Raw genomic sequence first — 26,855 nt, 5'->3', positions numbered from 1 at the left:
GATGCGGGTGGTGGAAGCATCCGGGCAATGCGCTGGAAGTCATCCGGGAGCCGGTACGGTGGTGAGCCGTACCCGTTTTGGCACGTTACGCCACAGAGGTGCTCAAGCAATTGAGAATGTAGGTGGTACCGCGAACAACTCGTCCTATACAGCAGGACGGGTTTATTTTTTTAAGGAGGCAGATTTATGGCAGAAGAAAACAACATCCCCAAAGTCTATGATCCGGCTGCGGTGGAGAAAAAATGGTATGCATATTGGATCGAACACGGGTTTTTCCATCAGCCGGTGGACAAGAGCCGGAAACCCTTCAGTGTGGTGATCCCGCCTCCCAACATCACCGGCAAGCTCCACATGGGCCATGCCCTGGACAATACCCTCCAGGACATCCTGGTGCGCTGGCATCGGATGCTGGGGGACAACACCTGCTGGCTGCCGGGCTATGACCATGCGGGTTTGGCCACCCAGATCAAGGTGGAAGAAGAACTGAAGAAGAAAGAAGGCCTGACCCGGTACGACCTGGGCCGGGAGGAATTCGTGAAACGGGTTTGGAAGTGGAAGGAAGCTTACGGAGATGAAATCGTCAGCCAGCTGAAAAGCCTGGGGATTTCCTGCGACTGGGACCGGCAGCGGTTCACCATGGACGAGGGCCTGAGCCGGGCGGTCCGGGAAGCTTTCGTGAGCCTTTATGAAAAGGGCCTGATCTACAAAGGCACCCGGATGATCAACTGGTGCGTCAACTGCCGCACGGCCCTTTCCGATGTGGAAGTGGAACACCAGGATGATCCCGGTGCTCTGTGGTACATCAAATATCCCATCGTGGGGGAAAAAGACCAGTACCTGACTATCGCTACCAGCCGTCCGGAAACCATCCCCGGGGATACGGCCGTAGCCGTGAATCCCAAGGATGAACGGTATGGCAGCCTGGTCGGGAAGAAAATCGCATTGCCCACCACGGACCGGGAAATCCCCATCATCGCCGATGAATATGTGGACCTGGAATTCGGTACCGGTGCTGTGAAGATCACTCCGGCTCATGACCCCAACGACTATGAAGTAGGACAGCGGCACAACCTGGAACAGATCGTAGTCATCGGCCTGGACGGGAAGATGACCAAGGAAGCCGGCAAATATGAAGGGGAAGACCGGTACGAATGCCGGAAGCACATCGTCCAGGATCTGAAGGACATGGGACTTCTGGTGAAGATCGAAGATGCCCCCCACTCTGTAGGCCACTGCCAGCGCTGCCACCATGTGGTGGAACCCATGGTATCCACCCAGTGGTTCGTAAAGATGAAACCTCTGGCAGAAGCTGCCATCAAATGTGTCACCGAAGGCCATACGGAATTCGTCCCCAGTCGATTCACCAATACCTATCTCCAGTGGATGGAAAACATCCATGACTGGTGCATTTCCCGGCAGATCTGGTGGGGCCACCGGATTCCGGTCTGGTACTGCGACGACTGCGGAGAAGTGGCTGCTTCCCGGACGGATCTGACAGTATGCCCCAAATGCGGTAGCACCCACATCCATCAGGAAGAAGACTGCCTGGACACCTGGTTCAGCTCCGGCCTGTGGCCGTTCTCCACGTTCGGCTGGCCGGATAAGACGGAAGAATTGGAACACTGGTATCCCACCAGTGTGCTGGTCACTGGCTACGACATCATCTTCTTCTGGGTAGCCCGGATGATCACCATGGGTGAAGAATTCATGGGGAAAGAACCTTTCAAGCATGTATTCATCCATGGCCTGGTCCGAGATGAACAGGGCCGGAAGATGAGCAAATCCCTGGGCAACGGCATCGACCCGGTGGAAGTGGTGGATAAGTATGGGGCGGATACCCTGCGGTTCATGCTGATCACCGGCAATACTCCGGGGAACGACATGCGTTTCTACTGGAACCGGATCGAAAGCACTCGGAACTTTGCCAACAAGATCTGGAACGCATCCCGGTTCGCTCTCATGAACTTAGACGGTTATGACAAGGATGCAGAAAAAGCACCGCTGACACTGGCGGACAAATGGATCCTGTCCCGGCTCCAGCATACCATCCGGGATGTATCCAACTATATGGAAAAATTCGAACTGGGAGAAGCCGGCCGGCTGATCTACGACTTCATCTGGGGCGAAGTGTGCGACTGGTACATCGAACTGGCCAAACCCCGTCTCTACGACCGGGAAAACGCGGCAGCACGGGCTACGGCCCAGACGGTTCTGTGCCGGGTGCTGGGCGATGCCATGAAGCTGCTCCATCCCTACATGCCTTTCATTACGGAAGAAATCTGGCAGCATCTGCCTCATGAAGGCCAGAGCATCATGATTGCTCCTTGGCCGGTGGCGGACGACAATCTGATGGATGATACGGTGGAAAAACAGATGACTGCCGTCATGGACGTGATCAAAGCCATCCGGAACATGCGGGCGGAAGTGAATGCAGCTCCCGGCCACAAGGCTCCGGCGACGGTGCTGGTGGACGAAGACCTGAAAGCTGTCTTTGCGGCCAACGGGGATTACATCCGGCAGCTGGGCACGGTAGATACCCTGACTCTGGGAGGCATGGAAGATACGGCTCCGGAAAATGCCATGGCGGCCGTGGTCAACGGGGCCAAGGTGTACCTGCCTCTCAAAGGGCTCATCGATGTGGAAAAGGAATTGGCCCGTCTCCAGAAGGAACTGGACGGCGCCGAAAAGGAAGCCAAACGGACGGCCGGAAAACTGAACAACCAGAACTTCCTGGCTAAGGCACCTGCGGAAGTGGTGGAAAAGGAAAAGACCAAGCAAACGGAGATCCTGGCGCGGATCGACGGCCTGAAAGAACGGATCGCAACCCTGCGCAGCCTGTAAAAGGGAAAGGAGCAGACCTATGGATTATTCGGCCGCAGTAGCATATGTAGAAAGCCTGGGCAAGTTCGGCATCCATCTGGGCATGGAACGGATCCAGGGCCTGGCGGCCCAGTTGGATCATCCGGAACGGAAAATCCGGACCATCCATGTGACCGGGACCAACGGCAAGGGCAGTGTCACCACTTTCCTGGCCAATATGCTCCAGCAGGCGGGGCTCCGGGTGGGGAGCTACACCTCTCCCCACTTCGTCCGCTACAACGAACGGATCTGCCTGGACGGGCAGGAAATCTCCAATGGAGATTTTGCTGCCGTTACGGAACGGACCAAAGATGCCCTGGAAAAGTACTTGGCTGCAGGGGGTGAACAGCCCACCCAGTTCGAATTCATCACTGCTATGGGATTCCTGTATTTCGCGGAAAAACAGGTGGATTGTGCTGTAATCGAAGTGGGGATGGGAGGCCTGTGGGATTCTACCAACATCATCACTCCAGAAGTTTCGGTGATCACCAATGTGACTTTGGAACATACGGACCGGCTGGGGAAGACCATCGAAGCCATTGCCGCCCAGAAGGCCGGGATCATCAAGCCGGGGGTGCCGGTGGTGACGGAAGCGGAAGGAAAGGCCCTCACGGTGATCCGGGCCGCGGCAGAAGCCAATCACGCGCCCCTTTATGTCTATGGAGAAGATTTTACCGCAGAAAAGCTGACCAGTTCCATGGAGGCCCAGACTTTCCTGTACCGGCTGGGTGAGAAGGAAATGGAAGCGGTCATCCACCTGCCCGGGGAACATCAGATCCTCAATGGAGCAGCGGCCCTGACAGCAGCAGAAATCCTCCGGGACAAGCATGGGGTGCCTGATGAAGCTGCCATGCTCCGGGGGATGGCAGCGGCACGGTGGCCGGGACGGCTGGAGCGGATCCACCGGGCTCCGGATATCATCCTGGACGGGGCCCACAATCCTTCTGGGGTGACGGTGCTCCGGAAGGCGTTGGATGCATATTATCCACAGGCACGGCGGCTCTTCGTGTTCGGCATGATGGCGGACAAGGATGTGAGCCAAGTCTCGGATATCCTGTTCCGGCCGGAGGACACCATCTATACGGTATTGGCCCATGAGGGAGAACGGTCGGAGAAACCGGAAAAATTGGCCCAGCGGCTCCACAAGAACGCGGTGCCCATGGAGGACCTGACGGCTGCCTACCGCCGGGCGGTGGGGGAAGCCGGTCCTGAGGACGTAGTGATCGTCTGCGGCTCCCTGTATCTTATCGGGACCTTCAAGGAACTGGGATTGGATCGGTGATGGCATGGAACGACCACGAGGCTGGGGCCTTCCTGCATCCTGGAACCTGAACCAGGTTACCTTCGCCGTCCTCTGTGTCCTGTTTTTCATCCTTCCCCTGAACCAGCTGGCCGCTGGCCTTGTCTTTGGGCTCTGTTTCCTGCTGAACCTGGTGAACATCTGGCAGACCGGGCAGTTCTGGCCGGCCATCCAGATTCCCCGGAACATCAGCCGGCCCTTGTGGGCCCTGTTCCTCCTCAGTGGGGTCAGCACCTTGTGGTCGGAAAACCCAGCCGCCTGTGCCTTCAACTGGCTGTGGGTGGTGGGCCAGGAAGCCGGCCTGTTCTATCTGGTGCTCCGGTATGCCAGTACCAGCCGCCGTACCCTGTTCCTGACCAAGATTTTCATGATCTCGGCCGGGGTGGTGGCGGCTTTCGGCATCTGGCAGTATTTCTTCGGCAGCAGTCTCCAGAATATGGAATGGATCGACCACCAGGCTTTCAAGCACCTGTCCCGGCGGGCCATTTCCACCCTGGTGAACCCCAACATCCTGGGGACCTTCCTGGTATCCACGGTGGCCTACTGTGAAGGGCTCTTTGCCCCGCTCAAAGGGGGAAAGACCCGCTGGGCTCTGGCAGGGATCTTTCTCCTGGCTACGGCCTGCCTGATCCTGACCTTTTCCCGGGGGAACTGGGTGGCTTATTTCTGGGTGCTCTTTGTCTTCGCCGGGGCCTTCTACCACAAAGCATTCCTGCCCTTCATCGGCGGAGGGCTGGGCGTACTGTATGTGTTCTGGAACCAGCTGGCGGAACGGCTCATGTCGATCTTTTCCGTCCATGACACCTCGGCAGAACTCCGGTTCTTTTATCTGGAAAGTTCCCTGGACATGATCCGGGACCATCCCTTCGGAGTGGGCTGGTATGGCTACGGTTATGCCTTTCCCGATTACAACTTCTTCATTGCAGAAGATGTTTTCATGTACCACAGCCACAATCTGCTGCTGAATGTAACGGCGGAACTGGGGATCCTGGGCTTGGTCCTGTTCCTGTATGTGATGTTCCAGCTGTTCCGGTTGGCCAGGGAAATCCGTCACCGGCGGCGGGCTCGTCCCTGGATCCGCGGGGTGGCCTGCGGCTATATGGCGTCTCTGGTGGGTATCTTCATCAGCGGACTTACGGACCATACCTTGTTCAATAGCCAGTTGGGCATGCTGTTCTGGGCTGGGAATGCAATCCTGCTGATTGTAGACCAACTGAGCCGGGAACGGAAGAAGAGGATATAACGAAAAAGGGGCTGTTGCTTATGCAACAGCCCCTTTTTTATAACTCTTACAGATGGAACAGACCCAGTACCAGGCCGCAGGCCAGGGAGATCCAGGACAGGACCCACAGGCGCGGTGCGCAGAAGGTGAGCAGTTCTTTGATGGAGATGCCAGCCAGACCGCAGGCCAGGAAGGTGGTGGCAGCGTGAGGAGTGACCATGACGCCGTAGTTCTTCCCGATCAGCATGGCCATAGCCATGTTGTGTGGATCGACGCCGAACTGCTGGCCAACACCGATGGCCAGAGGCAGCAGGCCGAAGAAGTAGGAGTCGGTCCCCAGCATCATGCCGATGGGCACTGCGAAGAACCCGAACACATCCTGCAGATGGGGTCCCAGAGCGGCAGGAACGATGTTGATCAGCATCTGGGCCATGGCCTTCATCATACCGGTCTTGGACAGGACGCCCAGGAATACGCCGGAAGCCAGCAGGATCATGGGCATGGTCAAGGCAGTGGCAGCGTGCATCTTGATGGCACGGGCCTGGTCTTTGGCAGAATGGAAGTTGGCAACCAGGGCTACAGCCAGGCCGAACATGAAGGCTCCGTACAGAGGAATCTTGGTGAAGCACAGGAGGCCGATGACGAACAGGGTCAGGAGGCCGTTGAACCAGATCATCTTAGGACGGCGCATGAAGGCTGCATCTTCAGCGGACAGATCATCGTCAGCGGATTTGTCTTCGTCGTCGTCAGAGAGTTGGGCAGTTTTGCCAGTGGGAACCAGGCCAGCCCCACGGCGTTTTTCCATCATGCCCATGTAGGCAGCGAAGATCATCAGGATTACCAGGCCCACACCCTGGAGGGGAATCAGTTCCTGCCATAGGGCGTTCACGTCAGCGTTCAGTACCACGCCAGTACGAGCCACAGGGCCGCCCCAGGGCAGCAGGTTCATGATGGACATGGCCGCGCCGATGATGCACACCAGCACCACAGGACGCATATGCAGCTTCTTGTAGATGGGGAGCATGGCGGGGATGGTGATCAGCAGGGTGGAAGCCAGAGCGCCGTCCAGGTGGGAAATGACAGCGATGCAGGCAGTGGCTACAGTGACCATGACGATATTGGAACCAGCTTTTTTCACCAACCAGTTCACCATAGGATCGAACAGGCCCATATCACCCATCATGGAGAAGTAAACGATGGAGAAGATGAACAGGACAGCGGTGGACCAGGTCTTGCCAACTCCGGCTTTCACGAAATCGAAGATCTGTGCAGGGGTAAATCCGCAAATCAGAGCTGCAATGACAGGTACCATCACGAACAGAGGCACCGGGTTGGATTTACCGCGGATCAGAGCGACCACGATGATCACAACCATCAGAAAACCAACAACGCCCAAGAACATAATGCATTTCCTCCTTTGAGATTGGATTTGGTGTTTCCGGGACGGGCAAGCCACCGGAAACGGGATGAAAGATGAATCCTTTTGCTTACGAATCCATGGTAGCATATGAACTTTCTGAAAACTAATATAAATATGAGTATGTAAGATATAAGAAAATTCTTATAAAATGAACGCAAAGCCAGGACACATGCGGGCCCCGGGGAATGGATATGATTTTCTGACTTTTACAGCAATAAAAACTTCTTTGGAAAAGAACAATCGCTGTTTACTAGACTGCTGATCTGTGACAAAAAAACCACCCCCGAAGGGGTGGCTTTTTTTCTAACTCTTACAGATGGAACAGACCCAGCATCAGGCCGCAGGCCAGGGAGATCCAGGACAGGACCCACAGGCGCGGTGCGCAGAAGGTGAGCAGTTCTTTGATGGAGATGCCAGCCAGGCCGCAGGCCAGGAAGGTGGTGGCAGCGTGAGGAGTGACCATGACGCCGTAGTTCTTCCCGATCAGCATAGCCATAGCCATGTTGTGAGGATCAACGCCGAACTGCTGGCCAACACCGATGGCCAGAGGCAGCAGGCCGAAGAAGTAGGAGTCGGTACCCAGCATCATGCCGATAGGCACTGCGAAGAACCCGAATACATCCTGCAGATGGGGCCCCAGAGCGGCCGGGACGATGGAAATCAGCATCTGGGCCATGGCCTTCATCATACCGGTCTTGGACAGCACACCCAGGAATACGCCGGAAGCCAGCAGGATCATGGGCATGGTCAGAGCGGTGGCAGCGTGCATCTTAATGGCACGAGCCTGGTCTTTGGCGGAATGGAAGTTGGCAACCAGAGCCACAGCCAGACCGAACATGAAAGCACCGTACAGAGGAATCTTGGTGAAGCACAGCAGGCCGATGACGAACAGGGTCAGGATGCCGTTGAACCAGATCATCTTAGGCCGACGCATGAAGGCTGCATCTTCAGCGGACAGATCATCGTCAGCAGACTGTTCATCGGAATCTTCATCCAGTTCAGCAGCTTTGCCGGTAGCAACCAGGCCAGCTCCACGGCGTTTTTCCATCACGCCCATGTAAGCGGCGAAGACCAGCAGGATCACCAGGCCGACACCCTGCAGAGGCAGCAGTTCCTGCCACAGAGCGTTCACGTCAGCGTTCAGCACAACGCCGGTACGGGCCACAGGGCCGCCCCAGGGCAGCAGGTTCATGATGGACATGGCGGCACCGATGATGCAGACCAGCACCACAGGACGCATATGCAGCTTCTTGTAGATAGGCAGCATGGCGGGGATGGTGATCAGCAGGGTGGAAGCCAGAGCACCGTCCAGGTGGGAGATAACAGCGATGCAGGCAGTAGCGATGGTAACCATCACGATGTTGGAACCGGCTTTTTTCACCAGCCAGTTTACCATAGGATCGAACAGACCCATATCACCCATCATGGAGAAGTAAACGATGGAGAAGATGAACAGTACAGCGGTGGACCAGGTCTTAGCAACCCCGGCCTTCACGAAGTCGAAAATCTGAGCAGGAGTGAACCCGCAGATCAGAGCAGCGATGACGGGAACCATCACGAACAGAGGTACCGGGTTGGATTTACCACGGATCAGAGCTGCCACGATGATGACAACCATCAAGAAACCAACAACGCCCAAAAACATAGTGCAATTTCCTCCTTTGGAAATAAAATGGGGTGTCTCCGAGACGGGCTGGCCTCGGAAACCGGAAAAATAGAGTGCATTAAACACCACTACATAGTACCATAGGAACATTCTGAAAACGAATATAAAAAACGGTATAAAACACATAAGTATATACTTATAGAATGCCTATAAAGCCAGTGGTGATGCGGGTTTTCAAAGAAAAGCAAAATTGTTTCATTTGAACATAAATAAAAATAATTTAAGAATATTTTAAAAATCAGGGGAAGGAGCAAGTGGTTAGATGGAGATGTGATTCAGTGGATAAAGATTTGAGTCGAATGATCAATTTGCTGGCAAATTTTTGAATGTATAGAGCTTTTGGCCGGTGACCATTGGTAGCTGAAAAAAAGCCACCCCCGAAGGGATGGCTTTTTGCCTCAAACGATTAGATTTCGGCTTTCTTCACTTGACGTACAACGTCCATGATGGAACCGTCACGGGCTTCGATGATGCCCACGACCCGGTCGCCGAACTGTACAGGGTCAGGCGTGCCCACCATCTTGTAAGCGGTATCCCGCAGTTCTTCGATGGTGCAGATGGGCAGATCGGTGTCTTTTACAGCATCGATGATGTCCTGCCGGCGGGGGTTGATGGCAATGCCGTAGTCAGTGACAACCACGTCAATGGTTTCACCCGGAGTGGTGACTGTGGTGCATTCGGTGCAGATCGCCGGGATACGGCCCTGGAGCAAAGGAGCGATGACGATGGTGCATTTGGCACCGGCAGCGGTATCCGGATGGCCGCCCTGAGCCCCGGTGATTACGCCGTCAGAGCCCACGACCACGTTGACGTTGAAGTGGGTATCTACTTCCAGTGCGCCCAGGATGACATAATCCAGCTTATTCACATAAGCACCCTTGTTGAAGGGGTCAGCATACTGGGAGGTGGTGATTTCGTAATGGTTGGGGTTGGTCTTGATGTCTTCGATGGAAGCCATATCGAAATCCTGGGTATCGGCAATCTTGTCGATCAGGCCTTCATGCTGCAGTTCGCAGATGGCCTGGGCAATGCCGCCCATGGCAACCCCGATGTGGATGTTATCTTTCCGCAGGTGTTCAGCCAGATATTTGGTGGAAGCGATGGAAGCACCGCCTACACCGGTCTGATAGATGAACCCGTCTTTATACCAAGGCGTATGCACCATGAAATCAGCAGCATACTTGGCCATCAGGAGCTTTCTCTGGTCGGTGGTGGGTTTGGCAGCGCCAGTGGCAATCTTGGTGGGGTCGCCGATGGCGTCCACTTTGACCACATAGTCCACATTGGTCATATCGATGGAAGCAGGCACGTTGGGGAAGGGGACCAGGGTATCAGTCACCACGACCACTTTATCTGCATACTGGGCATCAACAGCTGCATAGCCCAATACACCGCAGTCAGCGCCGTTCTGGCTGCCGATGGCACGGCAGTTGCCCATATCATCAGCACTGGGAGCGCCGATGAAAGCGATATCGATATGGGTTTCGCCGGTTTCAATGGCACGGACACGGCCACCGTGGCCCCGCATGATAGCCAGGCCTTTCAGTTTGCCATTGGAGATGGCTTCCCCGATCTTGCCCCGGACACCGGAAGACTGGATGTTGGTGATGGTCCCGTCTTCGATCATGGGAACGATGGGGTTCTGGGCTTTCCCCAGAGAGGAGGCACAGATGGTCAGGTCTTTGATGCCCATCTTGTGGATGGCTTCCATGACCATGTTGACCACATAATCCCCTTCCCGGAAATGGTGATGGAAGGACAGGGTCATGCCGTCTCTGATGCCGCATTTTTTCAGGACTTCTTCAATGGAGTCCACAACTTTGCTGTAGCTGGGATCCATGACAGGAGCTACCGTATGGGTGGCAGCCTTGTATTCAGCCAGATGCTTCACGAAGCTTCCCTTGAAAACGTCTTTCCCGGTCTGCTTCAGGATTTCTTCAGGAATCTCTCTACCTACTGCGTTCTTCATCTTATAAATCCCCCTTATAGACACCGGCAGCCTTGGCCATAGAAATGGTTCTCTTGGCGCCATCATAGAAGGCAATATCCAGCATCTTGCCGTTCAGCTGGAATACGCCGATACCCATGGCTTTCTTGGTATCGATTTCCCGGACAACGGCTTCTGCCCAGCGGATCTGTTTTTCAGTCGGGGTGAATACGTCATGGCAGACGGGGATCTGACGGGGGTTGATGATGGATTTCCCATCAAAGCCCATTTGTTTGATCATTTCCACGTCTTTGCGGAACCCTTCCATGTCATCCAGGTCGGTGTAAACTGTATCGAAGCACATACGGCCGGTGGCACGGGCGGTGATCACCATCTGCTGACGGGCGCCCATCAGTTCCACACCGCTCTTGGAAATGCTGGTCTGCAGGTCACGGGTGTAGTCCCCGCCGGACAGAGCAATCCCGAACAGACGGTCGGAAGAAGTGCAGATGTCATACAGGTTCAGCATCCCTTTGGTGGATTCGATGGCCGCCATGATCAGGGTGCTGCCGATGGGACGGTGGAATTCCTTTTCTGCAGCCAGGATGTGTTCTTCCACAGTCTTGATGTCTTTGCCGGATTCAGTCTTGGCCAGACGGATGGCATCGCAGCCGCCGGCGACGGAAACGCGGATATCTTCTTTCCAGTGAGGAGTTTCCAGACCGTTGATCCGGACCACTCTTTCACAGCCATGGTAGTCGATTTCTTTCAGGGCATGGAACAGGGAGTACCGGGCAGCATCCTTCTGGTTTTCTGCAACGGCATCTTCCAGGTCCAGCATGATGGAATCGGGTTTATATACATACGGGTCTTTGACCAGGCTCGGTTTCTGAGCGTTCAGGAACATCATGGATCTTCTCAGACGCTTGAAATTCGGATTCGTATTGATAACCATATTACAGCACCTCCCAGGGATTCGGCGTATCAGGATCCTCGTTGACAGAACGGAATACTGCGCCTTCCACGCGTGCTTTTAAAGTGCAGTCCAGAGCGCCCTTGTCCACAACAGAAACCTTTGCGTTGGTTACGTCCAGTTTCTTCAGGGTATCCAGGACAACAGCCTTGATCTGCCGTCCATATTGATGGATGACGCTGCTTTCAACAGTGAGCTCAATGCCGTTGGAACCGGGTTCTACGGTGATTTGGGCATCGGAAGACTCAACAGTGCCAGCCATGGCTGCCTTCTTCAATTCCATGTAAAATCACTCCTTCTAAACAGTTGTACAATGTACATTATGGTGCACTTTGATAGTAACACAGGAAAAATTGGAAATCGAATATAAATAATGATATAATCTGTATAAGACATTCCTTATCAAATCCCGCAACTCCTCATAGGATGCGGGGTTCAGGAATTTCGGGAATTATGTCAAATTATAAGAAATTAAAATTTCTTTGGAAATAATGGATTTTAGGGGAAAAGAAACGGAGGGGCATATGAACCTGAAACATGCGCAGTATATCATGGAGATCATCAAGGAAGGAAGCATCACCAACGCTTCCAAGACCATGCATGTCTCCCAGCCGGCGCTGAGCCAGACCATCAAAGCGGTGGAAAAATATCTGGGGGCGCCGATTTTTTTGCGGAACACCAATCCCATCGTCCTGACGGAGGCGGGGAAAAAATATATTGCAGCGGTGAAACAGGTCATCACCATCAGCTCCAACCTGCTCCACGAGGTGGCGGATATCCAGTATGAAGGCTACGGGACCCTGCGGCTGGGCATCCCGGTCCAGCGGGCCATGCAGATGCTGCCGGCGGTGATGCCAGTGTTCCGTCAGCGCTATCCCCACATCAAGCTCCAGATCCATGAAGCCGGCAGCAACATCACAGAAAATGAAGTCCTCAACGGCGGGGTGGATCTGGCCATCCTTACCACCACGCCCACCAATGATGAACTGAAATATGAACTGGTGGAAACCGAGGATGTGGTGCTGATTGCCAACAAAATGACCACCCTGGCCCAGCGGGTGAAAGCCGGGACCCCCATCCACATCACAGAGGCCCGGAACGAAGAATTCGTTTCCATCACCGAAGGCCACAATGTGCGCCGGGTCCAGGATACCCTGTTCAGCGTCTATGAAATCAAACCCAATGTGATCCTGGAAACTTCCAGCATCGAAGTGGGGAAGCGGCTGGTTTCTGCCATGGAAGCCGTCTTCATCTGTCCCGATGTGTATTTGGACGAATACTTCTTGTCACAGGACAAGTGTGTGTTGTATCCTTTATTGGGTGTGGCCAACAAACGGTACTGCTATGTATGCTGCCGCAAGGACGCCTATCTCAGCCCATACGCCCGGGCCTTTATTGAATTGATCCGGACCTTGGGCAAGAAAAGGAAGGAATAACGCAATCATGAAAGAAACTGTCATCCGTCTGGCAGGCCCTCAGGTGGAAGTGCCGGACATGCTCCTGGCCCGGGACGGCAGGGCGGCTGCCCAGAAAAAGCTGTTGGAACGGTACCGCCGTCCCCTGCTGTTCTTTACCCAGAATATCCCAGGCCCGGTGAAGACTTCTGCCTTGATCCATCTAGGGTTCCTGGAAGGGATCCGTCGCCTGGAAAAGGCCCTTCGGGAAGCGGGGATCCCCATCCTGTTCCAGAAGGTCATCGACTGGAAAACAGGGTATGAAAAATACTATGTGCTGGATGGGGATGCCTTGGCCATCAAAAAAATCGCCTGTGCCATAGAGGGGCAGGACCGGCTGGGACGACTCTATGATATGGATGTGCTGGCGGAAGATGGATACAAGATTTCCCGGACGGATATCGGGCTGCCAGGCCGCCTGTGCCTGGTCTGTTCCCAGCCTGCCCAAGCCTGCGCCCGGAGCCGGAAGCACAGCGTGCCGGTCCTGGTGCGGAACGTCCACCGGGTGTTGGAAGATTTCCTGCTGGACTGGGTGGAAGCAGCCCTGCGGCAGGGACTTCAGGGAGAAGTGGACGCCACTCCCAAGCCAGGGCTGGTGGATAAGGACAATCCTGGAGCCCATCGGGACATGGACTGGCACACTTTTGCCAGGAGCACTGAAGCCATCGTGCCTCATCTCCGGCAGATGGCGGAAAAAGGCTGGGACTGGGAGGGAACGGAGGAAGCCCTGTTCGCGGCTCTGCGGCCCATGGGAGCGGCTGCGGAAAAAGCCATGTTCCGGGCTACGGAAAATGTGAATACCCATAAGGGCATCATCTTTTCCCTGGGCCTTGTGACCAGCTTTACCCTGCACCATCTGGCCCGGACCGGCAAAGTGGAAAGCGAAGCGGTGCTGGGGGAAATCGGAGAAGCCGTGACGCCTCTCCTGGAAAGGGATTTTGCCAAGATTGACCGGTACCATCCCCATACCCACGGAGAAGTGCTGTATGTGGAACAGGGCTGCCGGGGCATCCGGGGAGAAGCTATGGACGGATTCCCGGCGGTGGCTCAGATTGCCCTGCCGGCCCTGCGGCAGTTCCGGAAGGAAGGCAGAGCGGACAACGAGGCCTATATCCAGACCTTGCTGCTCCTTTTGAGCCAGGTGGAAGACACCAACATCCTCAGCCGGTCCAATCAGGCCACCCTGGCAGAGGCCCAAGCTGCAGCCCAGGAGGTGCTGGCCAAAGGGGGCGCTTTCACAAAGGAAGGCATGGAAGCCGTGTGGGAACTGAACAAACGCTTCGTGGAAAAGAACATCAGCCCAGGAGGCTGTGCCGATCTTCTGATTTTGGCCATCTTCCTGGAGAAGATGGAAGGGTTGATGGAATGAAAAACGGGTTGCTGCATGAGCAGCAGCCCGTTTTTTGATATAATAAGCCTATATCGCTATTGAGAAAGGCGGTCTTTATTATAGCTTATGGAAACCAGCTCCAACCGGGAGAAACTTTCTTTATCAAAGAAAAAGGCTTTTTTTATGGCTGGGCTTCTCTGATGGCTCTGATTGCTTCCCAGAATTTGGTGGCCTACAGTGTGAATATGGCAGACAATGTGATGCTGGGGAGCTACAGCCAGTCCGCTCTGTCAGGGGCGGCCATCGTCAACCAGATCTTTTTTGTGGTGCAGTTCCTGGCCAATGCACTGGGGGAAGGAATCGTGGTCCTGGGTTCCCAGTATTGGGGCAAAAAGGATCTTCCGCCCATCCGGCGCTGCATCGGCATTGCCCTGCGGCTGGGCGCACTGGCTGGAAGTGCCGTCCTGGCCTTGTGCTTCCTGTGGCCCCGGGGCTTTCTCAGCCTGTTTACTTCGGATCCGCTGATCTTGCTGGAAGCACAGAAATACCTCCAGATCCTGCAGTTCACATTTCCTGTTTTCATCCTTTCCACCATTCTTTATGCCGGACTGCGTTCCGTAGGCAGTGTGAAGATTGCTTTCTGCAATTCGGTCCTTTCCCTGGGTATCAATGTGGTCTGTAATTATCTTTTCATTTATGGGAATTTTGGCTGTCCGGAAATGGGCATCCAAGGAGCTGCCGTAGGGACGGTCATCGCCCGGATCGCTGAATTGGCCATTGTGCTCCTGTATCTGGCCAGAGAATCCCGGCTCCGGCTGTTTTCTCAAAAGCTATTTGCCCGGGATCCTCAACTGGAAAAAGACTATTTCCGGGTGACCACGCCCATTTTGGGCGCCCAGCTGCTGTGGGCCCTGACCACCCCCATCCAGACAGCCATCCTGGGACATTTGTCGGCAGATGCCATTGCGGCTAATTCCGTAGCAACCACTTTTTATCAATACTTGAAAGTGATTGTCCAGGCCATGTGCTCAGCTACCGCCGTGACCATCGGCCGCATCGTAGGCAGGGGGGATTTGTGCCAGGTCCGGGAAGCCGGCCGGACCTTATCTGTGATCTTCGTGCTGGTAGGGCTTGTCTTAGGGGCAGGTCTCTACCTGCTGCGGCTGCCCCTCTTGTCCTTTTACGAATTGAACCCTCAAGCCATGGAGCTGGCTGACCAGCTGATGGCCGTCATGAGCGTGGTGATGGTGGGCATGTCCTACCAGATGCCGGTCAGCTCCGGGATCATCCGGGGCGGCGGTGATCCCCGGTACGGTTTTGTGACCAACTTGATCAGTACTTGGGGAATCGTCATGCCCCTCTCCTTTCTGGGGGCTTTTGTTTGGAAGCTGCCGGTGGTCCAGGTGGTCATGCTCCTCCAGTCGGATCAAATCTTCAAAGTCATCCCGGCGTTCTGTTGGTACAGGAGCTACCGGTGGATCCGGAAACTGACCCGGTAAAAGGGGCACAGTCTGATAGAGCATCTTTCTTGAGGAATAGTTGCATGGAGATGCAACAAAAAGGGGCCGCTGCACGTTGATGGTCTATGAGACCCTCTGAAACCCCTTTTATCCGTATACTGTCATTATGGACTACAAAGAGACATCGAAAAATGGTTCGTCATTTTTCGATGTCTCTTTGTCTATATTCCACTCGGCTCCCTTTAAGGGTTGTTCAGAGGTCCTTCGCCTGGCTATGGGCAGATCGTATTCCTTTGGTAATAGCAGAGAGTGGATCTTTGGGCCCCAAAGATAAAACCGCTGACGGATTGTTCCCCAAAAGGCTGATACAGAAAAGTTATTATTTGGATTATCTATGACAGGTTCTTATATTCTCAGTCTATGTTAACTTATATCCAATAAGTTATGGTCTATATCGATTTTACATAACTTTTGAGATTCCTGTCCAATTTTTGTACTATGGAATCAGACCTCATGAGGAACGGAAAATGAGAAGGAGGTATCAAAATGGCGGAAAGGAAACAACGGGCGCAGCCTAAAAAATCCATGCCATTGTATGGTCGGATCTTTATCGCTCTGGGTGTGGGAATTGCTTTTGGCTATATCCTCAATGCCATAGGGGGAACCCATCAGCCGGTGATTAACAATCACATCTTGCCTTTTCTACAGTTCCTCGGAGATTTTTTTATTAAACTGATCAAAATGGTGGTGGTTCCCTTAGTCTTTTTCTGTATCGTGGATGCAGCACTGTCACTGGGGGACATCAACAAACTGAAAAGTGTAGGTGTGACTACCATAATCTGGTTCTTGGCAACCGGGATGATTTCAGCCATGATCGGACTCTTCTGGGTTAACTTGATCCAACCGGGAAAAGGACTGCAGCTGGGAACTGTAGGAAGTGGAGTGAAAACAAAAGCACTGCCAGGGATGTATCAGACAATCCTTGATTTCATTCCGGCCAATCCTTTTGAATCTCTTACATCCGGATCCATGATGCAAATCATTGTATTCTCTTTGTTCATTGGATTTGCCATCATTTCTCTGGGAGAGAAGGCGGAACCTTTGGGCAAAATCTTCAGCATGCTGTCTATGGTTATGTTTAAGATTGTAGATTATGTGATTGCCATCATTCCAGTTGGTGTTTTTGGACTGATGTCTACTACCATGACCAAATATGGTACGGCCATTTTCGGCCCGGTACTGAAATTCATTCTGACTGACTACCTAGCCTGTCTGTCAACCACTTTTGGTATCTATACTCTGCTATTGATTTTCATAGGCCGTGTCAACGTGTTTACCTTTTGGAAAAAAGCTTTTGCCAGCTGGCTGGTTGCATTCAGTACTTGTACATCCAGTGCGGCGCTGCCGGTGGCCATGGATATTGCACCTAATAAAATGGGGGCACCTAAAGATATTTCCAGTTTTATCCTTCCCTTGGGCTGTACGGCCCAGATGAACGGGACCTGTGCTTATTTTGCTGTGGTCATCCTTTTTGCGGCACAGCTCTACGGAGTTGAACTGAGTCTGCCGCAACAGATTCTCCTTTGCGTACAAGCTACTTTTCTCAGTGTAGGATGTGCAGCCACTCCACAGATTGGGTTAGTTATCAGCTTGACACTGATGACACAGATGGGTTTGCCTCTGGATGGCTATTCTTTGGTGGCAGGAATCTACCGAATTGTGGATCAGATCCATACGGCAACCAATTCCGTAGGAGATTTGGTTGCAACGGTCTGTATTTCCAATCTGCAGAATGAATTGGACCATGAGAAATTTGATGACCTAACCTTACTTGACCAGAAGGATGGGGCTTCATGAGACTTTTTGAAAAATGACTGCGGGCATATGGCAGGTAATATGCTAATGACAAAGACGAAAGAAAAGAACCAATGGTATCAAGGAAAGGAGTGCAAGAAAAATGGCAGACAACAGAATCATTGAATGTATGGAACGGGCGCAGTATATTTTGGGAACTCTGATGGCAGTAAAGCCTGGGGAAGAAGTGCTGATCGTGGTAGATCCTCAGACTGACGAGCGGATAACACAGGCTATGGCAGCTGCGGCCCTGAACTGTGGAGCGGAATATGGTGTTTATATGATGCCAATCCGGGGAAAAGACAAGGCCACCATCTTTCCGAAATCTTTGGAACTTGGAATGGATGCCTGTGATGTATTTGTAGGGATGACCACGGCATCAGGAGCGGCCATCTATAATAATCATCTGAAGGAATTGATTACTCAAAAAAAACTTCGGGAAGTATCCATTTGTCTGAGGGATATTGATAATTTCACAAGAGGAGGAGCGCTGGCAGACTATGAGAAAGTTTATCAGGATGGCCAGCGGCTGCAGGCCATCTGGAGAGGGAAGAAGACCGCTCATATTACCACTCCAGCAGGTACTGACCTGTACATGGAGATGAACCAGATGGAACCGATTATTGAGTGTGGGATTGCTCGGAATCCTGGGGATGCCATGGCTTGGTCCGATGGGGAAGTATCCTTGGGCCCAGTAATCGGCACTACCCATGGTACATTGGTCATTGATGGCCCCATCTGCTATTATGGCTGCCCAACAATTCCTGTGGAACTGCGGATTGAAGGTGGACGGATTGTAGAAGTGGCAGGCGGAGATCAAAAAATCTGCAAAGAAATCCGTCGGCAAATTGCTGAAATCAAAGACAGTGACAACATTGCTGAAATTGGAATCGGACTCAATCCGGTATGCCTCTACAACGGAGATTTTGAAGAAGAGAAAAAGGCACGGGGAACCTGCCATATTGCAATGGGGAACGGATTCTATTATGGACAGCCTGCAAGAAGTACGGTCCATATTGACATGGTCCAGTATAATCCCACGATTGTGTTCGATGAAGGGACTTCTACAGAAACACTGATTGTAAAAGATGGTAAAGTCGTCTGTCTGGGCGATAAATAACTCTTTCGAAGAACCGTATATCGTAAAAATCCATCTATGGGTTACTTACCACTGCTTGGAATGGAAAATATTCTTTCCTTTGCTTTGGAATATCGGCCTATAGGTGGATTTTTTATAGTGATTCCAAGATTTGTAGCTAATATTTCACATTTCATAGGAAACACAACAATGTAAGAAAAGAGTAAAATGATAGAAAGGAGGGAAAAACTGGACAGATATTTTCTTTCTGCCCAAAGACGGCGAACTGTTTTTCATGAGATAAGGGGAAACAAAATGCTTGAAAAAATTGAGTATGTTTACGCTGTCTACCAGGAAAGAAGTTTTTCAAAAGCAGCGAAAAAAATGTTTATCAGTCAGCCGGCCCTCAGTAAAATGATTCGAAAGGCAGAACAGGATATCGGCGTCCCTATTTTTGACAGAAGTACTATTCCCATTACTTTAACGCCCGAAGGGAAAAAATATATAGAAGCCATAAAAGCCATCTATCAAATAGAAAATAATGTGCTGAGGTATTTTAAAGATTTGAAAGAATTAAAGACGGGAACGCTGTCTTTAGGCGGATCATCCTATTTTTGCTCTTTTGTATTTCCAGATCTAATCAGCCGTTTTAATGATCTTTACCCAGGCATCCAGTGTGATTTGACCGAGGGAAACGTGCAGGAACTGCGAAAAGGGCTGCTGGACGGACGATTTGATCTGGTATTGGAAACAGGTCTTCAGGAAGATCGTGATATTAAAAATATCTATTATCGAACGGAAAGGATTATCCTAGCAGTTCCCAAAAACTATAGCGTGAATGCAGGACTGGAAAAATACCAAATCCTCCGGGAAAGTATTAACAGCCAGGCCTTCTTGGGGCTTTCTGTACCAGCGGTACCTTTGGAATTGTTTCGGGATACTCCTTTTGTCAAGATGAAACCCGGCAATGACATGTTTGGCCGTTCTACACAGATTTGCTTGGATGCTGGTTTCGCCATGAAAGTAAAAATCTATGTGGATCAGGTTATGACATCGCTGAATATTGCTTCTGCAGGGATGGGAGCACTGTTCATCCGAGCGGATATTGTACAATGTTTGTCCCAGTCTGATAATCTATATTTTTACAAATTGGGACATCCTCTGGCCGTGCGGGAAATCAACTGGGCTGTTAAAAAAGGGTCTTATCTGTCTAAAGCAGCTCGGGCTTTTATGGAGCTTGCCAATTTTGCCATAAATAGGTGAAAACAGGTTTTCTGTATGGTGCAGTTCCTGGCCAAAGGGCTGAGGGGAAGGAAGCATGGCCTTAGGCTCCCAGAAAAGGACTTTTCGCCCATCCGTCGTTGCATCAAGCATATAATGTCTAAACTATGACAAAAGGATGCTTTGCACGTGTATATTCACACATGCAAAGCATCCTTTTGTCCGATTGTCCGATTAAGCAGCAGTTTCAGGTACAAAGATAAGTGGGGAATTTACAGCCTTCCTGACAAATGATGTTGTAAAGTTCACGGGAAGGGCGGGTGAGGTGTTCGATATCTCCATTGTAGATTACAGCCCATTTCCAGTAAGGGTCATATTTTTCTTCCAAACGATAATAACTGATTTCGTTGCCTGTATCATAACATCTGGTATAGATATCCGGTATGAGGGAAATTCCCATACCTCCAGCTACAAGACGCATGGTTGTTTCTATATTTCGAGATTCGATACTGACGGTATATTTTTGCCCTGCTTTTTTGAGGATACGGTCAGCAGCCATCCGCGTCTTTTTAATTGGCTTTGTCAGGATGAATTTTTCCTGGAGGACATCCTGCAGATCCATGTATTTCATTTTTTCTCCTGTTTTGGTATAAGAGCGGTCATTTAAGGGAGAATCTTTGGGAATGCCTAGGTAAATCGGCCCACGGTAAAATACTTTATAACTGATATTGGCATTGCGGAGAGGAAGACAGATAATGGCCAGATCGATGGCGCCCATAAGCAGTTTTTCTTCAAGGGTGTGGCTGTTTTCTTCCACAATATCAATTTGGATATTGGGATACCGGGCACTGAACTTTTTTAGGAGTTCAGGAAGCAGCAAGGCACCAATCCTTTCGGCAGAACCCAGTTTCAATGTACCCTTGCGCATGTGATTCAGTTCACAGAATTCAACCCGCACATCTTCGTACAGTTTCATGATTTGGTAGGCTTTTTCTACGAAATATTTTCCTGCATAAGTCGGAATCAGGCCATTATTGCTTCGGATAAAAAGGACTTCCCCCAATTCTTTTTCAACCTTGGCCAAACTTTTGCTCAGTGCAGGCTGTGTGATGAAAAGCTTTTGGGCAGCTTTGGCCATACTGCCTTCTTCAAAGATGGCAATAATCTTTTCCAGATCATTTTCTGTCATCACAACCCCTTCTTTCTCCTGGAGACTTTCTGACGATTATTGTATCATAAATCGTACTTTAAAAGAGGAAGCAGTTCAGCAGTATCCAATCTTAAGATTTGCTGCCTGATTCCTTCCAGCCAGGATTTGTTGAATCCAGTACAGCAAGATTCCAGCTTCTTCTGCAATTGAGCCTGTGTCAGAGGACTTTTCACACTGCCGGAGGCATCTGGGATGGTCTTTGTATAACATGTGCCGTCTTGCAGTTCAATTTCCATTTTACATCCCCAATGATTCGGATATTGGGCTGTAAAAGCAGGATCTTCGACGACGGATATTTTACGCAGCAGATTTTGCAGATCCTTTCTTTGGATTTCTGCTTGGTCAAAATGCTGTAGAGCGACTTTCCCGTCAGTCAAGGCACAGGCTACGACATAAGGCGTGGAGAATTTGGCCTGCGTAGGCAGCTCGGGGATTTTGCTGGTTTCAGAAAGTCCACATTGCTTGAGTCCTACCAGATAGGTTTTGACGGTTACTTTCCGAATGTTTTGGATATCAATTTTTTCATTCTCTTTTAAAAATAAAGCTGCATCAATGGCACAGTGGGTGCTGCGGCAGCAGGGATAAGGTTTTTTATCGACTTGAAGGAGTTCAAAGATTTTACCAAGATTCTGACTGACAAGAGAATAGTCATATTCATCGGACATCATGGGAAAAATACCTCCATCTTTTGCATCCAAGATATAGGATGAACCTTTCATGCCTCCTTGTACGAGGAGACAGGCCTCCAATCCGCTTACGGCGGCTCTGGCAGGATGTAGTACCTTATTGGTGGCTCCATCAGCCAGAAATGCCCAGGTACCGCAAGATTGAGTACCAGCCATACCAAAGGCCCCCATGATTTGTTCAGGTACAAAATGAAGCAGTTTGGCGCAGGCGGCAGCTGCTCCAAAGGTCCCTGCTGTACTGGTTACATGCCATCCTTTGTTTCTGTGGCTGGATACGCCGAATCCCATTCCAATCCGAGACATTGTTTCATAACCGCAGATTACGGCTTCCAGAAAGTCTTTCCCTGTGGCGCTCAATACTTCACTTAGGCCCCAAGCCGCAGGAATGACAACAGTACCGATGTGAGTCTTGGAACGAGTATGGACATCATCCATTTCCAAAGTATGCCCCTGCATGGCATTGAAAAATACGGCAGTTCTGAGATTTACTTTTTCATGGCTGCCCCAAACTGTGGCCAACAGTGCATCGTTTTGCTCTTTGATGGGATTGTAATTATCATATTTTAAATAGATCTGACGGATGTTTCTCTGCATTGTTTGGGTAACGGCTCCGATGGAAATCCCTACTGTATCTAGGACACAGTCCTTTGCAGCTGAGACTACTTCTGGGGGGCATTCATCCAGGGAAAACGCTGCAATGAATTTTGCCAAAGCCAATAATTCGTTCATGTGAATTCCTCCTTTAAATCAAATCAATAAAGAGTGAAAACTTTGATTCTTTTTGGCTTTATTATAGATTTGGATTTTTCCCTTGCCCAATGCTTAATAATTCTATGTCTCATAACCCTTTGGTTAATTACCGAAAGGTTATGAGACATACAACTTTTTATGATTGGTGATTATGACTGTTTCGTTGTACGATTTACATGAATAAAAACAAAACAGTATTTGTAGTAAGACCGAGCTGTTTTGTAACTATGTGCATAGTAAAAACTGATAATTACATGTTTTCCCATTATTGAAAAAACAATTTAGAAAGAGAGGGACACTATGAACATTACGATTGATTTAGTTATAACAACGGGAATCGCAGCGTTAGTGGTTTTATTGGGTAATTTTATTGTGGATCGCGTCAAAGTGTTTAGAGATTTTTGTATTCCGGCTCCTGTAGTTTCTGGTCTGCTCGTCAGTATTATATTATGTATTTTAAAGGTAAATCATATTTTGTCTGTAAAGTGGACAGCTACCCTTGGCGGATGGTCAATGAATCTATTCTTGACAGCTGTAGGATTTGGATTTACTGCAGATTTGATAAAGAAAGGCGGAAAGTTATGCGCCAAAATCAGTATTATTACAGTTATCCTAATTACATTGCAGGATATAGTTGGTGTATTTTTAGCTAAGATTGCAGGCGTTCATCCATTGATTGGATTATCTTGTGGTTCTTTGTCTATGTATGGTGGTGTGGGAACAGCAGCTGCTTTTGGTCCTATTTTTGAAAAACTTGGATGTGATGGAGCAACTGCTATTGGTGTAGCGGCCGGAACATTTGGAATGGTTGTGGCTTCTCTTTGTGGTGGACCTGCTGCACGTTTTCTTATTCGTAGAGATAGCTTGAAGCCTGGTCCTGAAGATGCTGCCCCAGCTGATAATAAGGATAAAAAAACGGTACATCCCTTAAATGTAAAAAGAATGTCCAATGCATTTTTCTTGCTTTTGATGACAGGAGGAATTGGAGGACCTATTTATATGCTTTTGAAGCATATCCCGGATATTGAGGTTCCCTATTTTTTAGGATGCCTAATTGCTGGTGTAATTGTTCGTAATACTATGGAAAGTCTACATAAAGATTGTTATGTAGAAGAAATGAATGTACTGAGCCACTTAATTCTCTATTTGTTTATTGCAATTACTATTATGACTTTGGATTTAACAAAACTATTTTCTGTAGCCGGTGCTATGTCGATGATTCTGATTGGGGAAGTAATTGTAACAGTATTGTTGGCCGTAATTGTTGCTTATCCTGTTTATGGTAAATCTTATAATGCTGCTGTTATGGTAGCTGGGTTAATTGGTACTGGATTAGGTGCTACTCCAAACGCAGTTGCAAATGAAAAAGCTGTAATTGACGAGTTCGGTTATGCTCATATTGCTTGGATATTATTTCCTGGAATGGCGGTTTTAGCAGGAAATATCTATAACCCATTATTTGTAACTTTGATTGAGAAATTTGTAGCAAATCTTTAGTAGAGAATCTATAAAAGTCAAAGGAGAAGATAATGATAATAGAAATTCGAAATCAGGTTCCTTATTGTAAGGGTAGAAATTTTCCAAAACAGAAAATTCCTTTCAATGCATGTGACTGTCATCATCATATTTATGATCCAGTCCGATTCTCTTATATTGACACAGATTTACGGAATCAGCCTCCGGCAACCGTTGATTGTTACAATCTTCTTAAACGGAAATTAGGAATCACACGCAGTGTCATTGTTCAGCCATCTGCCTATGGATTGGATAACCGCTGTACCTTGGATGCGCTTACACAGTTGGGGAAAAAAGTTGCCAGGGCGATTGTTGTAATTAACAATGATATTTCTGATTCGGACCTTCAGAAGATGGATTTGATGGGAGTCAAAGGTATCCGGTTAAATATGACTTGTGGCTATAAAAATAGTTGGGATGATATTCGTTTATTAGTAGAACGGATTGCGCCGTTAGGATGGTGTGTATGTCTATGGATAGATCCCGACCTCCTTGTTGAAAAAAAGAACTTTTTTGAAGCATTACCTGCTCCATTGGTGTTGGATCATAGAGGAAATTTACCTGCCGGCATAGGGATGAACCATCCAGCATTTTCCCTTATCTGTCATTGGATGGATATTGGGAAAGCCTGGGTCAAATTATCAGGATATTATTTTGGAAGTCAAAAGGATGATTATTCGGATACTTTGCTAATTGGCAAAGAATATGCACAAAGTAATCCTAATCAGTTGCTGTGGGGAACTGATTGGCCGCATCCACGATGCTATACGAATTGTGTACCTGTTCCTGATGACAGTCTGATGTTGGATGAACTAATGGATCAAGTAGGGGATGAAAATATTTTTTATAAGACGTTGGTCAATAATCCGGCAAAATTATTTAGATTTGAATAAATCAGCAAAGCAATTTACCGGGTTCCTTTCTAAAGAGAAGACCTAAAGGAGGAATAAAAATGTTTGGGTTAAGCACGGCGGTGCTGGTCATTCTTATTATTCTTATTGCATTGGTCCTGTTCATGACGGAAATTGTCCCGCTTCCCGTTACGGCAATGTCTGTGGCTGTCAGTTTTTATCTCATCGGAGCTATTGATGCCAATACGGCTCTCAAATCTTTCGCAAGCGGTACGACGATGATCATTGCTTCTATGGCAGTTATTGGACAATCTGTCTTTGAAACAGGAGGAGCTGCTAAGATTGGGACCCTTTTAACAAAGGTCTCAAAAGACGAACGGCATTTTATGTTTGCCATTGTACTGTTGTCAGGATTGATGTCTGGTTTCTTATCAAATACGGGCGCAGCTGCACTGCTGCTGGCGTTAATCTTGGGGATGTGCGCTTCTACCGGGATGCAGCGGTCAAAACTCTGCTATCCTGTAATCGTAGGATGCTGCTTTGGTGGGGGAATCACCATTGTAGGGACAACTTCTGGGCCTTTCTTAAAAGAAACTCTGGACAAATTGAATATTGGAGAAACCATGACCTTTTTTGAGTTTGCCCCATTGTCCCTGATTTTGCTGGTTGTCGCGGCACTTTATATGGCGACCATCGGATACAAACTGTTGCCGGATAAGCCCCGCAACGAAGGTGAATTTTCTTCTGAAAGTTTGCAAGTAAAAGATTATTCTCAGGTGCCAGCTTGGAAAAGAGTGATTAGTCTTGGTGTTATGTTAGGCGCTTTATTAGGAATGATCTTTTCCAAAGAAATAGGGATTCCTTTACACTTCATTGCAATCATCGGCGCTATGATTGTAGTGGCATTCCGCTGCATCTCTATGAGTACAGCTGCTAAGTCTGTACCGATTAGTGGAATCATCATTTATGCGGCGATGGTTCCAGTGGCTGCAGCCATGAAAAATTCTGGCGCAGCCAAACTGATTGCGGATGCTACCATGAATGCTATGGGTGGAATGACCAGTCCTATGCTGATTCTCCTGTTGATTTTTGCAATCATTACACCAATTACTAATTTTATGTCCAACGCAGCGACCATTATTCTCTTTACACCGATTGCCCTTGTCATTGCTAACACCCTGGGAATCGCACCCAAAGCCATCTTGATTGCGGTCCGTTTTGCTGCTTCTATTGCTGTTGCTACTCCTGTTGCTATGCCAGCAAACTCTATGGCAGTGGAACCTGGTGGATATAATTTTATGGATTATGTAAAGCCAGGGCTCCCCTTGACAATTATCTGCATTGCAATTTCTTTGGTGTATATTGCTGTTTTCTATCCTTTAAAATTTTAACAATCTGATTTTTAATCAAAAATAATCAAGAAGGCTGTGAAATCGCTATCGTGAGGTTAGCTGACCGATAACTTTCACAGCCTTTTTATTGTATAAGGGTTCAATATTATAAAATAGAATAAATCTATTATCTAAGTACAAGAATTTATTGAACCACTTTTTTCAGAAATTTCTCTGCCGGAATAATTTTCAACATGAATGAGAGGATTCTATTCTCCATATCTGTCTGGGAGAACAGGAATGAATGCTAAAACTTTATGTATACGCGGATACCCCTGGAGCCGGGAGGGCAGGCCCAGGAGGAGTCGGCGGGATAACATCGGCAGTAGTCGCTCCTGGAGTGGAGCACGCGGGCGAGACCATCCGGCTTCCTGGTCCGTAGCCGCAGCCTTTGACCGTCAGGGCAAGGCGATAGGCTGTGAGCCTCCCGCCAGGGACGAACGGGTCTGTCCTCCCAGCGGAAGGGTGGGGTGCAGGTCAGTATGGGTATAGAGAATTTTGTCCCTCTATTTTTGAATAATTATGAAGGTTTTACAGAGAACTTGTTGACACATACTTGACTTTTTCTATCTCTTTTAAAAGGAAGCTTTTTTCGATACAATAAAGAGAAAGACTGCTGTTTTTTCTTTTGTCTTTTCTGCTGATGGAAAGCGAAACCTGTGGCAGTCTGCAACAAAAGAGTAGGAGG

19 protein-coding genes and 1 other annotated feature (1 of these 20 cut by a window edge) are annotated in these 26,855 nt (G+C 49.6%); of the genes, 12 read left to right on the top strand and 7 right to left on the bottom strand.

The window, feature by feature from the left end:
* Positions 1 to 150: a binding site (T-box leader), on the top strand; it begins 50 nt to the left of the window's first position.
* A 36-nt stretch (positions 151 to 186) separates the two neighbouring features.
* Genes BQ2657_RS00685 through BQ2657_RS00675 form a run of 3 tightly spaced genes read left to right on the top strand, consistent with a single transcriptional unit; the run spans position 187 to position 5,402 of the window.
* Positions 187 to 2,841 carry a valine--tRNA ligase gene (locus BQ2657_RS00685; protein WP_075578920.1) on the top strand — a complete coding sequence of 885 codons (2,655 nt, stop codon included), beginning with the start codon at positions 187 to 189 and terminating at the stop codon, positions 2,839 to 2,841.
* 19 nt (positions 2,842 to 2,860) lie between these two features.
* Entirely contained in the window at positions 2,861 to 4,141 is a 1,281-nt protein-coding gene (locus BQ2657_RS00680) for a bifunctional folylpolyglutamate synthase/dihydrofolate synthase (protein WP_075578919.1), read from the top strand.
* A gap of 4 nt (positions 4,142 to 4,145) precedes the next feature.
* The gene (locus tag BQ2657_RS00675) at positions 4,146 to 5,402 is read left to right on the top strand and encodes an O-antigen ligase family protein (protein ID WP_075578918.1); all 1,257 of its coding nucleotides are present in this window, start codon (positions 4,146 to 4,148) and stop codon (positions 5,400 to 5,402) included.
* A gap of 46 nt (positions 5,403 to 5,448) precedes the next feature.
* Here the strand turns inward: BQ2657_RS00675 and BQ2657_RS00670 are convergent, their stop codons facing one another.
* From BQ2657_RS00670 to citD, 5 genes are all read right to left on the bottom strand, one after another.
* On the bottom strand, positions 5,449 to 6,783 hold the full coding sequence (locus tag BQ2657_RS00670) for a CitMHS family transporter (protein WP_075578917.1): 1,335 nt from the start codon (positions 6,781 to 6,783) through the stop codon (positions 5,449 to 5,451).
* Between the two features lie 328 nt (positions 6,784 to 7,111).
* Positions 7,112 to 8,446, bottom strand: coding sequence for a CitMHS family transporter (locus tag BQ2657_RS00665; protein ID WP_075578916.1), 1,335 nt, complete (start codon positions 8,444 to 8,446; stop codon positions 7,112 to 7,114).
* A gap of 427 nt (positions 8,447 to 8,873) precedes the next feature.
* Positions 8,874 to 10,436 carry a citrate lyase subunit alpha gene (gene citF, locus BQ2657_RS00660; protein WP_075578915.1) on the bottom strand — a complete coding sequence of 521 codons (1,563 nt, stop codon included), beginning with the start codon at positions 10,434 to 10,436 and terminating at the stop codon, positions 8,874 to 8,876.
* 1 nt (position 10,437) lies between these two features.
* Positions 10,438 to 11,349 (bottom strand): aldolase/citrate lyase family protein, encoded by a 912-nt coding sequence (locus tag BQ2657_RS00655; protein WP_022486945.1) that lies wholly within the window; start codon positions 11,347 to 11,349, stop codon positions 10,438 to 10,440.
* A 1-nt stretch (position 11,350) separates the two neighbouring features.
* Positions 11,351 to 11,650: a citrate lyase acyl carrier protein gene (citD, locus tag BQ2657_RS00650; protein ID WP_075578914.1), complete on the bottom strand. Its 300-nt coding sequence runs from the start codon at positions 11,648 to 11,650 to the stop codon at positions 11,351 to 11,353.
* Positions 11,651 to 11,891: 241 nt separating this feature from the next.
* Here citD and BQ2657_RS00645 point away from each other — a divergent pair, with 241 nt between their 5' ends.
* The 6 genes from BQ2657_RS00645 to BQ2657_RS00620 all read left to right on the top strand — a co-directional run bounded on the left by BQ2657_RS00645 (position 11,892) and on the right by BQ2657_RS00620 (position 19,806).
* The gene (locus tag BQ2657_RS00645) at positions 11,892 to 12,803 is read left to right on the top strand and encodes a LysR family transcriptional regulator (protein WP_075578913.1); all 912 of its coding nucleotides are present in this window, start codon (positions 11,892 to 11,894) and stop codon (positions 12,801 to 12,803) included.
* A 7-nt stretch (positions 12,804 to 12,810) separates the two neighbouring features.
* Positions 12,811 to 14,190 carry a triphosphoribosyl-dephospho-CoA synthase CitG gene (gene citG, locus BQ2657_RS00640; protein ID WP_075578912.1) on the top strand — a complete coding sequence of 460 codons (1,380 nt, stop codon included), beginning with the start codon at positions 12,811 to 12,813 and terminating at the stop codon, positions 14,188 to 14,190.
* Positions 14,191 to 14,351: 161 nt separating this feature from the next.
* A complete protein-coding gene (locus BQ2657_RS00635) occupies positions 14,352 to 15,650 on the top strand; it encodes an MATE family efflux transporter (RefSeq protein WP_075580924.1) in 1,299 nt (432 codons plus the stop codon).
* 507 nt (positions 15,651 to 16,157) lie between these two features.
* A complete protein-coding gene (locus tag BQ2657_RS00630) occupies positions 16,158 to 17,468 on the top strand; it encodes a dicarboxylate/amino acid:cation symporter (protein WP_075578911.1) in 1,311 nt (436 codons plus the stop codon).
* A gap of 100 nt (positions 17,469 to 17,568) precedes the next feature.
* Positions 17,569 to 18,585, top strand: a complete 1,017-nt coding sequence (locus BQ2657_RS00625; RefSeq protein WP_075578910.1) for an aminopeptidase — start codon at positions 17,569 to 17,571, stop codon at positions 18,583 to 18,585.
* 273 nt (positions 18,586 to 18,858) lie between these two features.
* On the top strand, positions 18,859 to 19,806 hold the full coding sequence (locus BQ2657_RS00620) for a LysR family transcriptional regulator (protein WP_075580923.1): 948 nt from the start codon (positions 18,859 to 18,861) through the stop codon (positions 19,804 to 19,806).
* 205 nt (positions 19,807 to 20,011) lie between these two features.
* Here BQ2657_RS00620 and BQ2657_RS00615 read toward each other — a convergent pair whose 3' ends face one another.
* Positions 20,012 to 20,953: a LysR family transcriptional regulator gene (locus BQ2657_RS00615; RefSeq protein WP_075578909.1), complete on the bottom strand. Its 942-nt coding sequence runs from the start codon at positions 20,951 to 20,953 to the stop codon at positions 20,012 to 20,014.
* Between the two features lie 44 nt (positions 20,954 to 20,997).
* A complete protein-coding gene (locus BQ2657_RS00610; RefSeq protein WP_075578908.1) occupies positions 20,998 to 22,389 on the bottom strand; it encodes an MmgE/PrpD family protein in 1,392 nt (463 codons plus the stop codon).
* A gap of 321 nt (positions 22,390 to 22,710) precedes the next feature.
* Here BQ2657_RS00610 and BQ2657_RS00605 point away from each other — a divergent pair, with 321 nt between their 5' ends.
* The 3 genes from BQ2657_RS00605 to BQ2657_RS00595 are packed head-to-tail and all read left to right on the top strand — an operon-like array spanning position 22,711 to position 26,167.
* A complete protein-coding gene (locus BQ2657_RS00605; protein WP_075578907.1) occupies positions 22,711 to 23,907 on the top strand; it encodes a sodium/glutamate symporter in 1,197 nt (398 codons plus the stop codon).
* A 32-nt stretch (positions 23,908 to 23,939) separates the two neighbouring features.
* Entirely contained in the window at positions 23,940 to 24,818 is an 879-nt protein-coding gene (locus BQ2657_RS00600) for an amidohydrolase family protein (protein ID WP_075578906.1), read from the top strand.
* Positions 24,819 to 24,877: 59 nt separating this feature from the next.
* Positions 24,878 to 26,167 carry an SLC13 family permease gene (locus BQ2657_RS00595; RefSeq protein ID WP_075578905.1) on the top strand — a complete coding sequence of 430 codons (1,290 nt, stop codon included), beginning with the start codon at positions 24,878 to 24,880 and terminating at the stop codon, positions 26,165 to 26,167.
* The last annotated feature ends 688 nt before the right edge of the window (positions 26,168 to 26,855 follow it).

Origin of the sequence: Acidaminococcus massiliensis (assembly GCF_900095825.1) — a bacterium.
In the GTDB taxonomy this organism is placed as follows: domain Bacteria; phylum Bacillota; class Negativicutes; order Acidaminococcales; family Acidaminococcaceae; genus Acidaminococcus; species Acidaminococcus massiliensis.
The sequence above is the reverse complement of the archived record's forward strand: the minus strand, read 5'-3'. Positions and strand labels throughout refer to the sequence as shown.